Genomic DNA, 12,017 nt, shown 5'->3' on the forward strand with positions numbered 1-12,017 from the left:
GCAGTTGTACCCGCCTTCGACGCGCGAGGATAGCCACCGGCCGGCGGACCGCCGCCGTCAGTCCTCGGGGCCGGCCTTCCGCGTGGGCGTCCCGCCCGGCGGCTCGGCGCTGCCGAACGCGCGGAAGAGGGCGTGGATGCACGCGCTGGAGTTCACCGGGGACCACGGCGCCGACCGCGCGTTCCGGCACCGCAACGACGAGTTGATGTACGTCGCCGACGGCTCCGCCGAGGTCGAGGCCGACGGGCGGACCCACCGCCTGGGCCGCGGCGACACGCTGTACCTCACCGGCGGGGTGGAACACCGCTGGCGGGCGCTGGAAGCGGGCACGCGCGTGCTGCTCGTCGCCGTCGCCGACCACGTCGAGGCCGTCGTCGACCCCCGCGGCTGAGACGGGACCCGCAGGGGGCCCGCCCCGCGGGTGGCCTCCCGCAGGTGGCCTCCCCCGGGGGCGGCTCCGGGACGGCTCCGGGTCAGACCCTCGTCGGCTCCGCGTCAGTCGTACGGGCCTTGCGCAGGGACTGGTGGACGGACCAGGCCACCGAGACCAGGGGCACCGCCACCACGGCCCCCACGATTCCGGCGGCGATGGCTCCCGCGACCACCGACAGGGCCACCACCATCGGGTGCAGGCGCACCGCCCAGCTCATCACCAGGGGATGCAGCAGGTGCCCCTCGATCTGGCCGATGACCACGATGAGCGCGACCACCAGGGCCGCCACGAGCGGTCCCTTGGTGGCGAGGGCGACGACGGCGGCGACGCCGAGGGCCACCGGGGAGCCGATGAGGGGGACGAACGCGGCGACGAACTCCAGCAGGGCGAGCGGGACGGCCAGTGGAACGCCCAGGAGGTAGAGCGCGACGCCCACCAGGACGGCGTTGGTCGCGGCCACGAGCACGATGCCGTGGGTGTAGCCCGTGAAGGTCCGCCACGCGGCGCGGCCCGCCCCGGCCACCCGTTCCCGTACGCCTTCGGGCAGTTGTCCGCAGAACCAGTTCCACTGCCGGTCCCCCGAGTGGATGAAGAAGACCGAGCAGAACAGCGCCAGGGCCACCACGGTGAGTACCGCCACGACCTGTCCCGCCCCGCTCAGCGCCGTGCTCAGCAGGGTGGAGCGGTGACTGGAGAGGTAGCTGCCGATCTTCGACTGGACATCGCTCAGGGCGTGCGAGTCGAGCCGGAACGGCGGACCCTGGAGCCAGCTCTGGATCCTGCCCAGCCCGTCCCGGAACTCGCGCACCAGCGCGGGCCATTCCCCCGCGACGGCCTCGCCGACCAGCGCGAGTGCGCCGAGCACCAGGATCAGGCTGCCGATCAGCGCGCAGGCCACGGAGAGCCCGCGGGGCATCACCCGGCCCAGCAGCGCGGCCGGCGGGCGCAGCATGGCCGCCGCGACCAGGCCGAGGAAGAGGGCCAGGGCGATCTCGTGGAACCTTCCCAGGACGGCGAAGACCGCGTACGCCGCCGCGCCGACGACCAGCAGCCGCCAGGCGTACCCGGCGGCCGTCCGCAGGGCCGGAGCCACCGGCGCCGCGGCGGCGGCCGCCCGTGCGGCCGGGGAAACCGCCCGCCCAGGGGTACGGGCCCGGCCGGTCCGGCCTTCGGCGCGGGGGCCGCCGGGTGGGAGCCGCCGGGCGGACCGCGTCACGAGTCGCCTGGTCATGTGCGGCCGCACCTCCGGGGTGTGTTGGTCCCCTCGGGCTATCACCCCGGCGGCGGCCGCCCCGTGCGCCGCGCAGCACGTTCGCCCGAAGGCCTCATCCGCGCTGGGCCGAAGGAGCAGGCACGGGCGTTGCCCCTGCGTCGGCGAGTTCGCTGGTCACGGGTGGTTTCCCGGACCGGGCGGCCGACGGGCGACGGGAAACCCGTCGACCCCGGTGCCCGCCGGGGACAGGCTCGAGGTGTCAGTACGGAGCAAGACCCGAGGGGACACCATGCGCAAGATGATCCGCGGCGCCGCCGCGTTCGCCACCGCCGCGGCCGCCGTCGTCGCACTGAGCGGAGCCGCCGGAGCGTCCGGCGCGCAGCCGGCCGACACCTGGGCCGGCTGCCCGTACGGGGCGGTCTGCATCTACCCGCAGAACCAGAACCCGGCCGTCAGCCCGAGCCACGTCTTCCACAGCTACGGGGCCCACAACCTCACCAACCAGTTCGGCAACCACTGGGTCCTCAACAACCAGTACGGCGGCGCCACCGCACGCCTGTGCACCGGCTCCAACGGGGCCAACTGCGGCAACCCCATCGCCGAGGGCACCGGGGTCTACGCCGACCTCGGGCCGATCAACTCGATCACCCTCAACCGCTAGCGGTCCACGGGCCGGTACGCCCGTTCGCCACCCGCAAGGACGTTCCGGAGCCCGGCCCGCGGCCGGGCTCCGGAACGCCGCCGTTTCGCGCCACACCGCACGAATGGCCGGTCGGGCCTCCGACCCCCGCGCTAGCCTGGGCACCTGCCTCTCACAGCCTGGGCGCACATTGCCATGGGGGACGTCTTGGGGGATCCGGACCGCGCGAGCGGGACCGCGGCGGCCTTTCCCGCCCAATTGCGAAGGCTGCGCGTGCGGCGCGGCCTGTCGCTCAACGACCTGGCCCGCCGTACGCACTACAGCAAGGGCTACCTCAGCAAGATCGAGACCGGTGCGAAGCCGGTCACCCTCGATGTCGCCCGCAGCTGCGACCGGGCCCTCGGGGCCGAGGGCGAACTCCTGCGGCTGGTACCGGAGAGCGAGGTGTCCGGCCCCCCGGCCGGATCCCGCGCCGAGCAAGCCGGTCCTCTCCGTACCCCCGGTCCGCCCGGACCGCCCCACCAGCGCGGTCCGCAGTCGGACGGCGCCTGCCCCTACCTCGGCCTCTCCGCGTTCACCCCGCAGGACGCACAGTGGTTCTTCGGCCGGGAGCGGGCCACCGCCGCCCTCGTCGAGCGCGTCCACGACCGGCTCGGGCACGGCCCGCTGCTCCTCGTCGCCCGGTCGGGCGCGGGCAAGTCCTCCCTGCTCAGCGCGGGTCTGGTACCGGCCCTGCGGCGCGGCGGATTCCCGGTGGCGGGTGCCGACGGCTGGCCGGTCGTCAGGTTCACGCCCACCGCGCACCCCCTGAGGGAACTGCTCGAAGCCACCGTCAAGGCGGTGGGGGGTGATCTCGGCGTCACTCCGGGACAGTTGGGCGCCCACCCGGAACTGCTGCTCGAATCCGTCCACCGGCTGACGTGCGGCACCGGCCCCCTGCCGCTGCCCCAGGCGGACGGACGGCACCTCCCGACCGTGCGGCCGGTGTTGCTGGTCGACCAGTTCGAGGAGCTGTTCACCCTCTGCTCCGACGAGGAGGAGCGCCGCGCCTTCGTACGGGTGCTCATCGCCCTGGCCGCCTCCCCCGCCGCGCCGGCCGGTGCCGGATACGAACCGGCCGTCGTCGTGCTCGGCGTCCGGGCCGACTTCTCCGGCGAGTGCCTGGACCTGCCGGAGCTGGCCGCCGTTTTCAGCGACGGGCTGTTCGTCCTGCCGCCGATGTCCGTGGCGGAGCTGCGGGAATCGATCACGCGCCCGGCGGAGCTCGCCGGGCTCGTACTCGAGCCGGGACTGGTCCCGCTGCTGCTGCGCGACGCCGGTGTACGGGACCCCGCGGCACGCGCCGGCTCCGGTCCGGACGCCTGGCCGGGGGAGGCTCCTTCCAGCGCCCTGCCCTTGATGTCGCACGCCCTGATGGCCACCTGGCAGCGGCGCGAGGGGTCCACGCTGACCGTCGCGGGATACGAGTACGCCGGCGGCATCCAGGGCGCCGTCGCGCGCAGCGCCGAACGGGTGTTCGCCCGCCTCTACCCGGCGGAGCAGCGGATGGTCCGGCGGCTCCTCGTCCGGCTGGTGCACATCGCCGATGGCACCGGTCCGACCCGGCGCCGGATGAGCCGCACCGCCCTCCTGGAGGGGCAGGCCGACACCGCGCGGGCCGCGGCCGCCCTCGACGCCTTCGTCCGCGCCCGGCTGATCAGCGCGGACAGCGAGACCGTCGAGATCACCCACGAGGCCCTGCTGCACGCCTGGCCCCGGCTGCGCGGCTGGATCCACGCCGACCGGGCCGGGCTGCTCGTCCACCAGCAACTGGCCCAGGCCGCCGACGAATGGGTGCGCGAGGCCCGCGACCCGTCCGTGCTCTACCGCGGGAGCCGGCTCGCCACCGCCCGCGCCTGGGCCGACGAGCTGGACGGCCGCAGCCGGCTGGGCGCCCGGGAGGCGGCCTTCCTCGACGCGAGCCGGGCCGCGGAGGAGGCGCGCAGCCGACAGGACCGGCTCCGGGTCCGGCTGCACCAGCGGATGCTGGCCACGCTCGTCGTCCTGCTCCTGCTGGCCCTGACCGCCGGCGGGGTGGCGTACCAGCAGCGCGCGGGGGCGCTGGGCCAGGAGCGGACCGCCCGTTCCCAGGCGCTGGCCGCCCGGTCGCTGTCCCTGTCCGCCGGACAGCCCGAGGCCTCCATGCTGCTCGCCGAGGAGGCCTACCGGGCCGAAGCGACGCCCGAGGCGCGCGGCGCCCTGCTCAGCACCCAGTCGCAGCCCTTCCTGGCGCGGCTCGGCGGGCACGGCGGGCCGGTCAACGCGGTGGCCTTCGCCCCGGGCGGGCGGCTGCTGGCGACCGCCGGCTCCGACGGGCAGGTGCTGGTGCGGCGGGTGGCCGACCGCAGCACGCTCGCCGCCTTCACCGCGCCCGGCCGGGTGCGTACGGTCGCCTTCAGCCCCGACGGGCGGACCCTGGCGGCCGGTTCCACCGACGGCCCGGTCCGGCTCTGGTCCGTCGGCAGCGGCGGCGGCCCCGTGTCGGTGCTGCCCCCGAGCACGGCGGGCGCCCGGGCGGTGGCCTTCGCCCCCGACGGCGGCACCCTCGCCATCGCCTCCGCCGACGGGACCATCCAGTTGCGGGACCCGGCCGGGGATCACCGCGAGCACGCCGTCCTGACCGGGCACACCGCACGGGTCAACACCCTGGCGTACGCCCCGGACGGCCGGAGCCTCGTATCGGCCGGGGCCGACGGGACCGTACGGCTGTGGGACACCCGGCGGGCGGAGCCGGCCGCCGTTCTGGAGGGGCACACCGGCGAGGTGCTGGGCGCCGCCTTCGCCCCGGACGGCCGTACGCTCGCCACCGGCGGGGTCGACCGTACGGTGCGGCTGTGGGACGTCGGCGGGCGACGCGCGACCGCGACGCTGGCCGGGCACAGCGACGACGTCAACTCCGTGGCGTACACGCCGGACGGCACGACCGTCGTCAGCGGGGGCGGCGACGGCACCACCCGGCTGTGGGACGTCCGGGGCGGCCGGCTCACGGCCACCCTCGCCGGGCACACCGACTACGTGCTCGCCGTCTCCGTCGATCCGGCGGGATCGGTGCTCGCCACCGCCGCGTTCGACCAGTCCGTCGTGCTCTGGGACCTGCGGGGGCCGGTGCTGACGGCGCGCCCGTTCACCGAGGTGTGGCACGCCGCGTACAGCCCCGACGGGAAACTGCTGGCGACGGCCGACGCGGACCACACCGTGCTGGTGTGGGACGTCGCCCGACGGCGGGTTCTGGCCACTTTCGCGGGGCACGCCGAGACGGTGTTCTCGGTCGCCTTCGCACCCGACGGCCGCACCCTCGCCTCGGCCGGAGCCGACGGCACCGTACGCCTCTGGGACACCGCCGAGCGCGCGCCCCTCGCCACCCTCGCGGGACACACCGGGACCGTGTTCTCGGTCGCCTTCGCACCCGACGGCCGCACCCTCGCCTCCGCCGGAGCCGACGGCACCGTACGCCTCTGGGACCCCGGCACGCGCGGTCTGCTCGCCGCCCTCACCGGGCACACCGACTTCGCCAACGACGTGGTCTTCAGCCCCGACGGGAAGACCCTGGCCAGTGCCGGGGACGATCTGACGGTCCGGCTGTGGGACGTGGCCGGGCGCCGACCGCTCGCCGCGCTCAGCGGGCACGCCGGGGCGGTACGGGCCGTCGCGTTCGGCCCGGACGGGCGGACCCTGGCGAGCAGCGGCAACGACGGCACCGTACGGCTGTGGGACGCGGAGCAGCGGCGCGTCACCGCGGTGCTGACCGGGCACACCGGCTCGGCGCGGGGCATCGCCTTCTCCCCCGACGGGCGGACCCTCGCCAGCAGCGGCAACGACCGTACGGTGCGCCTGTGGGACGTGCCCGGACACCGGCTCCGGGCCGCGCTGTGGGGCCACACCAACGCGGTGTGGGGAGTCGTCTTCTCCCCCGACGGGCGGACCCTGGCGAGCAGCAGCAACGACGGCACCGTACGGCTGTGGAACCCGGATCCCGGCGCCCGGCTGGCCGCCATCTGCCGGACGGTGGGCCGCCTCGGACCGCGCGAGCGGCACGCGCTGGTGCCCGGTCTGCCCGCGCGGGCTCCGCGCGGCTGCTAGGCCGTCTAAGCCGTACGGGGTTTCCCCGGGGGTTTCCCGTTGCCCGTTCGGGTGGTGCCGCGTCCGGGTCTCGACGGGGCGCGGAGGCGGCCGACAGGCTGGTCCCCGAATCCGGCGCCGGCGGCCAAGTGTCGTTCCGGCGGCCGTGCTTCTCCCTTGCCGTGCCGCGTGAAACGAGGTCTCCCACCGTGCTGCGCCGAACAGGTCTCATCGGAACGCTCCTCGCGCTCCTGGCCGTACTCCTCTGCTCCTCCGCCACCCCGGCGGCCGCCGACAGCGGTTGCCGGGTCCTGGCCCCCGGGGCCTCGGCGGCGGCCGAGCGCGCCGTCGCCGCCGCCTGCGAGCAGGTGGGAAAGGGGGTCTGGTACACCTGGGGCGGTGGCCACGGCCCGGCGCCCGGTGCCACGTACGGGCAGGTGGACCCGACCGATCCGGCGAGCGAACACGATCCCGAACGGCTCGGCTTCGACTGCTCGGGGTTCGTCCGCCACGCCTACGCGCAGGCCACCGGATCGGACCCGCTCGACGGGGTGGCCAGTGCGCAGTACTACACGCACCGCGCGGCCGCCCGCTTCACGGCCGCCCAGGGGCTCGCTCCCCTGCTCCCGGGCGACTTGCTGGTGTGGGGCACCTCCCGGGACCTGCACCACATCGCCCTGTACCTCGGCGCGGGCAAGATGGCGGAGGCCCGGCAGTCGGGCACCAAGCTGATGGTCAGCGAGGTCAGCGACGCGCGGCTGTCGAACGGCTATTACGGGGCGGTCCGCGTGGACACCGGGCCGGTCACCGGACACGTGTTCCAGACGTGGGGCACCGGCGTCTGGACCAAGGAGCGGCCGGCCACGGCGGCCGCGCGCGTCTACGCCTTCCCGGGCCCGACGACGATCCGCGTCGAATGCCAGAAGCACGCGGAGTCGGTGACCTCGGACGGCTACACCAACGACGTCTGGTCGTATCTTCCGGACTACCGGGCGTGGATGACGAACATTTACATCCGCGGGTCGGCTTGGCTGGAAAACGTTCCCGCCTGTCGTTGATCATCCGTAAGGTCGGAAACGATCTGCAAACCCCCCACGCCGGCCCGGCCGGCCCATTCGAGGAGCAACGTGCGCCTGTCCGCTTTCCCGTCGTCCCCGTCGTCCCCGTCCACCCCGTCGCCGCTCTCCCGCTCACGGCGCGTGGCCGTCGGCGCCGCCCTGCTCGCCGTCGTGGCCGGCGGTACGCTGCCCGCCACCGCCGCCCACGCGGCGCCCGCGCCCGGCACCGCCTTCGGGACCACCGCCCAGTCGGCCGTGGCGCCCGATCTGGACGCGCTGACGCAGGCGTTGCGCAACACGACGGCGGCCGGGGCCCCCGGGGCGTTGGCCCGCTTCACCGGTCCGAACGGGGTCCGGACCCGGGTGGAGGGCGTACGGGACCGGACCACGGGCGCGGCGATGGACGCGCGGGCCCGCTTCCGCATCGGCAGCGTCACCAAGACGTTCTCCTCGGTCGTCCTCCTCCAGTTGGTCGACGAGGGACGGATCGAGCTGGACCGGCCGGTCAACGCCTACCTTCCGGGCCTGCTGCCCGACGACCGGATCACGGTGCGCCACCTGCTCACCCACCGGAGCGGCCTGGCGGACTACACGAACGCGATGTTCGAGCACACCGTGCCCGGCTTCGAGGCCGTCCGGAACAAGGTGTTCACCTACGAGGAACTCGTGGGCCTCTCGCTCGCCGAGCCGAGGACCACCGAGCCCGGGGTGGCGTACAAGTACTCCAACACCAACTTCGTCGTGGTGGGGATGCTGATCGAGAAGGCCACCGGAAAGCCGGTGGCCAAGGAGTACGAGCGGCGCATCATCAAGCCGCTCAAGCTGAAGAACACCTCCTACGTCCACCCCGGCACGGCCATCAAGGGCCTGCACGCCAACGGCTACCTGCACCCGGACGAGGCCGGCGCCCCGCTGGTCGACTCCACCGAACAGACCGTCTCCTGGGCACAGTCCGCGGGCGCGATGATCTCCAGCGCGGCCGACCTCAGCACCTTCGTGTCCTCCCTGCTCGGCGGGAAGCTGCTGCGTCCGGGAACGCTGGACGCCATGCTCACCGTGACCCCGACGGACGCCACGAACACCCGGTTCTACGGGCTGGGCCTGCGCCGCTACGACCTCTCGTGCGGTGTGCAGGTCTACGGGCACACGGGCACGGTGCAGGGCTTCTACACCTACGCGTTCACCACCCGGGACGGCAAGCGCTCGCTCTCCGCCATGGCGAACACCTCCAACCGGGGCCAGGCCAACACCGCTCTCGGCGGCACGCTGGAGGCCGCCTTCTGCGGTAAGGCACCGGCGGCCGGCCCGGCCACCGCGCGCGGCTTCGCCTTCGCCCCGGCCACGGCGGAGGCGGACCTTCCGGAGAACCGCTGACGGTGATTCCCGGACACCGGGAGGCTCCCGCCCCTTGGCCTGGGGGCGGGAGCCGGGAAAGCTGAACTCCGCATTCCCACACGGGCGTTGTCCGTGTGACCGATGAGGAGGACACGATGGCCGACGCACCGCCCGTGAAGCTTTCCCGCAGGGGGCCGGGCCGGCGGGCCCGCAGGATGCTCGCGGTCACGGCGGGGGCCGCCGCACTGGTTCTCGCCGCCCCGGGGATCGCGTACGCGGCTCCGCCCCCGGCCCTGCCCGCCAACGCCGACGGGCTGGAGCAGACCTTCCAGCCGGCCTACGACTACGACCGCGACGGCTGCTACTCCAGCCCCGCCATCGGCCCGGACGGCACCATCAACGGGGGCCTGAAGATGGGCGGCGACGTCAACGGCAACTGTCGCGACCTCTCCGACCTGAACAACACCAACGGCTACTCCCGCGCGAAGTGCAACAACGGCTGGTGCGCGGTCATGTACGCGCTCTACTTCGAGAAGGACCAGGTCTCGCTCGGGCCCGGCAGCGCCGGGCACCGGCACGACTGGGAGCACGTCGTGGTGTGGATCCAGAACGACCAGGTCGCCCACGTCTCAACTTCGGAGCACGGGAACTTCAAGGTGCACGCCGCTTCGCAGATCCGTTTCGACGGCACCCACCCGAAGATCGTCTATCACAAGGACGGCTGGAGCACGCACTGCTTCCGTGCCGCGAACTCCAACGACGAGCCGCCGGAGAACCACAAGGGGACCTGGCAGTACCCCCCGCTGGTCGGCTGGAACGGCTACCCCGCCGGGCTGCGCGACAAGCTGAGCCAGGCCGATTTCGGCAGCGCCCTGCTCGGGATCAAGGACGGCCAGTTCAACGGCCACCTGGCCAAGGCCAAGCCGGCCGGGATCCCCTTCGACCCCTACGCGTGACGGCGGCCGGAGCCGGGCGGGCACCGCCGGGCGGGCCCGCGGGCGGGTGCCGGTGGGGCTCCGGATAGGGTCATGTCGGGAATGCGCCGCCCCCGCCACCCGGGGGAGGCGCGAGGTCGGTCGGCCGTCGATCACGGCAGGCCCGCACCGCGCGGCCCAGCTCGGGCATGCCGCGCGCACCGGGCCACCGTGACGCAGCCTCGCCCACCCCCGTACCGCCCCTGCCCGGCCGACGGCCGCCCTGCCCGGAAACCTGCCTCCATGAGTACCGCGCTCCACCCCGCTCCGTCCCCCGACGTCTCCGGCTCCTCCGGCTCTTCCGGGGCCGAAGCCTCCGGGGCACGCCGCCGCCGGATGATCGGCGGCCGGGCCCCGGCCCGGCCGACGGCCGCCGCCGCGATCCACAGCATCAGCGCCGCCACGGCGGCCCTGCTGTGGCTCGTGGCGATCGGAGCCCTGATCCGCGAACCGATCCTGATACCTCCGCTGGCCGCCAGCGCCGCCCTGGTGCACAGCGCGCCCGCGCTGCCGCTGGCACAGCCGCGCGGTGTGGTCATCGGCCACCTGCTGGGGGCCGCCGTCGGCTACGGCGTGCTGGCCGCGGCCGGCAGCAGCGCCTGGGGGGCCGCCGTGGCCGCCGGTGTCACGCTGGCGGTGGTCATGGCCGCGCGCACCCCGCATTCACCCGCCTGCGCCACGGCCGTGGTGGTCGTGCTCCAGGCCCCGGTGCCGGCCCGCTTCGTCCCGCTGCTGTTCGGATCGACCGTCCTGATCGTCCTGACCGGGTACGCGGCCTCCCGCGTGCGCCGCAAGGCGCCGAAGTATCCCGCGTACTGGTGGTGACCGTGCGTCCCCGCGGTGGTGGTTCGAGATGCGCTCCGGGTGTACTGCTGGTTCGCTGAAGTCCGCCCGGCGTCCCCCCACAGCGCCCAGGAGTGATCATGAGTGCAGGCGAATCCCATGGCCGGTCCCGGCAGCTGCGCGACAAGGCGCAGGAACTCGACGAGGCCGCCACCCGCTCGACCGACCCCGACGAGAGCCGCCGGCTGCGGGACAAGGCGCGCCGCCTGCGCGAGCAGAGCGAGCAGGAGCGCGTCATCGACGACCCGGGCATGGACCTGCGGTAGGACCCGCCCGGCCGGGTCCCGGCTGCGGGTTCGCGATCGCGCGCCGGGCTCGCGGAACAGCGGGCCTACGGAAGCGGACCTACGGAGCCACGGCCTCCGCGGGGGCCTCGTCGAGCTCCCACGCGTGGCGCTTGAACTCGCGGACGAAGTCGGCGTGGTCCTCCCACTGGCGGGCGATGCCGCGCAGCACGTCCCAGTGGTGCTCCACCGCCTGGTCGATGACCCGGCGGACCGCCGGCTCGGCCGTCTCCCGCTGCTCGATGAGGCCCTTGGCCACCGAGGCCTCCAGCGCCGCGTTGCGCAGGGCGCGCAGGGCGCGGGAGGTGTCGTCCATCCCGAAGCCGTTCTCGCTGCCCGTCTCCTCGGCGAAGAGCGGCGTGAGCCGCGCCTCGATGAAGGCGGTGATCCGCTCGAAGTGGCGTACGTCCATCGGGGGCTCCATCTCGGGTCGCTGCGCTGACCGGCGCGGACCGGGCCCGCACCGGCGATCATTATCCCGCAGCCGGAGGGCCGCTCCGCTCCGGGGGCGCGGGCACTAATCTGACCCGTATGGACGAGTTGGACGGCGTGGAGGTCATCGCGTTCGCCGATGCCGGGGCCTTCGAGGACTGGCTGGCCGGGCACCACACCCGGCACGAGGGCGTGTGGGTCAAGCTGGCGAAGAAGGCGTCCGGGATCGCTTCGGTCTCCGCGGACGAGCTGGTCGACATCGGGCTGTGCTACGGGTGGATCTCCGGGCAGCGCCGGTCCCTGGACGAGCGGTACTACTTGCAGAAGTACGTGCCCCGCAGGCCCCGGAGCCTGTGGTCGCAGGTCAACGTCGACAAGGTGACCGAGCTGACGGCGCTGGGGCGCATGCGCGAACCGGGCCTCGCCGAGGTGCGCAAGGCGCAGGAGGACGGCCGCTGGGCGGGGGCCTACGCCTCCCAGCGGACGGCGGTCGTGCCGCCCGACGTCACGGCGGCCCTGGCGGAGAATCCGGCGGCCCGGGCGGCCTTCGAGACCCTGGACCGGACCGGGCGCTACCTCGTGGTCCTCCCCCTCCTCCAGGCCCTCACCCCGGAGGCCCGGCAGGCCCGCCTGGAGCAGGCCGTACGCCTCCTGGAGCGGGGCGCCGCCGGCTGACCCGGGCCGTCGGCCGACCCGGGGCCGCCCGC

General features: G+C 74.4%; 10 protein-coding genes and 1 pseudogene. 9 read left to right on the forward strand and 2 right to left on the reverse strand.

The features are described from left to right. Positions 1 to 136 precede the first annotated feature (136 nt). Positions 137 to 391, forward strand: a pseudogene (locus AC6CKD_RS06330) (cupin domain-containing protein); the annotation flags it as partial. Positions 392 to 473: 82 nt separating this feature from the next. Here AC6CKD_RS06330 and AC6CKD_RS06335 read toward each other — a convergent pair. Further along, positions 474 to 1,664 (reverse strand): AI-2E family transporter, encoded by a 1,191-nt coding sequence (locus AC6CKD_RS06335; RefSeq protein ID WP_498325732.1) that lies wholly within the window; start codon positions 1,662 to 1,664, stop codon positions 474 to 476. A gap of 271 nt (positions 1,665 to 1,935) precedes the next feature. Here AC6CKD_RS06335 and AC6CKD_RS06340 point away from each other — a divergent pair, with 271 nt between their 5' ends. The 7 genes from AC6CKD_RS06340 to AC6CKD_RS06370 all read left to right on the forward strand — a co-directional run bounded on the left by AC6CKD_RS06340 (position 1,936) and on the right by AC6CKD_RS06370 (position 10,860). After that, complete coding sequence (locus tag AC6CKD_RS06340) at positions 1,936 to 2,307, forward strand: hypothetical protein (RefSeq protein ID WP_498325733.1); 372 nt, start codon at positions 1,936 to 1,938, stop codon at positions 2,305 to 2,307. Between the two features lie 174 nt (positions 2,308 to 2,481). Continuing rightward, entirely contained in the window at positions 2,482 to 6,405 is a 3,924-nt protein-coding gene (locus AC6CKD_RS06345; protein ID WP_498325735.1) for an nSTAND1 domain-containing NTPase, read from the forward strand. A 188-nt stretch (positions 6,406 to 6,593) separates the two neighbouring features. Then, on the forward strand, positions 6,594 to 7,442 hold the full coding sequence (locus AC6CKD_RS06350; protein ID WP_498325736.1) for a C40 family peptidase: 849 nt from the start codon (positions 6,594 to 6,596) through the stop codon (positions 7,440 to 7,442). Between the two features lie 75 nt (positions 7,443 to 7,517). Next, complete coding sequence (locus tag AC6CKD_RS06355; protein WP_498326270.1) at positions 7,518 to 8,816, forward strand: serine hydrolase domain-containing protein; 1,299 nt, start codon at positions 7,518 to 7,520, stop codon at positions 8,814 to 8,816. A 176-nt stretch (positions 8,817 to 8,992) separates the two neighbouring features. Continuing rightward, entirely contained in the window at positions 8,993 to 9,733 is a 741-nt protein-coding gene (locus AC6CKD_RS06360) for an NPP1 family protein (protein WP_498326272.1), read from the forward strand. Positions 9,734 to 9,994: 261 nt separating this feature from the next. Next, a complete protein-coding gene (locus tag AC6CKD_RS06365) occupies positions 9,995 to 10,576 on the forward strand; it encodes an HPP family protein (RefSeq protein ID WP_498325738.1) in 582 nt (193 codons plus the stop codon). Positions 10,577 to 10,674: 98 nt separating this feature from the next. After that, a complete protein-coding gene (locus AC6CKD_RS06370; RefSeq protein ID WP_284717145.1) occupies positions 10,675 to 10,860 on the forward strand; it encodes a DUF6381 family protein in 186 nt (61 codons plus the stop codon). A 79-nt stretch (positions 10,861 to 10,939) separates the two neighbouring features. Here AC6CKD_RS06370 and AC6CKD_RS06375 read toward each other — a convergent pair whose 3' ends face one another. Further along, a complete protein-coding gene (locus tag AC6CKD_RS06375) occupies positions 10,940 to 11,290 on the reverse strand; it encodes a hypothetical protein (RefSeq protein WP_498325739.1) in 351 nt (116 codons plus the stop codon). Positions 11,291 to 11,409: 119 nt separating this feature from the next. On the opposite strand from AC6CKD_RS06375, the gene AC6CKD_RS06380 reads away from it, so the two are divergent. Then, positions 11,410 to 11,985, forward strand: coding sequence for a YdeI/OmpD-associated family protein (locus AC6CKD_RS06380; RefSeq protein WP_498325741.1), 576 nt, complete (start codon positions 11,410 to 11,412; stop codon positions 11,983 to 11,985). Positions 11,986 to 12,017 lie beyond the last annotated feature (32 nt).

It is taken from the genome of Streptomyces sp. GQ60, from assembly GCF_059758875.1.

Bases quoted from the DNA above. Each gene is read 5' to 3' on its own strand.
- AC6CKD_RS06335 (WP_498325732.1), bottom strand. From the start codon at position 1,664: ATGACCAGGCGACTCGTGACGCGGTCCGCCCGGCGGCTCCCACCCGGC.
- AC6CKD_RS06340 (WP_498325733.1), top strand. From the start codon at position 1,936: ATGCGCAAGATGATCCGCGGCGCCGCCGCGTTCGCCACCGCCGCGGCC.
- AC6CKD_RS06345 (WP_498325735.1), top strand. From the start codon at position 2,482: ATGGGGGACGTCTTGGGGGATCCGGACCGCGCGAGCGGGACCGCGGCG.
- AC6CKD_RS06360 (WP_498326272.1), top strand. From the start codon at position 8,993: ATGCTCGCGGTCACGGCGGGGGCCGCCGCACTGGTTCTCGCCGCCCCG.
- AC6CKD_RS06365 (WP_498325738.1), top strand. From the start codon at position 9,995: ATGAGTACCGCGCTCCACCCCGCTCCGTCCCCCGACGTCTCCGGCTCC.
- AC6CKD_RS06370 (WP_284717145.1), top strand. From the start codon at position 10,675: ATGAGTGCAGGCGAATCCCATGGCCGGTCCCGGCAGCTGCGCGACAAG.
- AC6CKD_RS06375 (WP_498325739.1), bottom strand. From the start codon at position 11,290: ATGGACGTACGCCACTTCGAGCGGATCACCGCCTTCATCGAGGCGCGG.
- AC6CKD_RS06380 (WP_498325741.1), top strand. From the start codon at position 11,410: ATGGACGAGTTGGACGGCGTGGAGGTCATCGCGTTCGCCGATGCCGGG.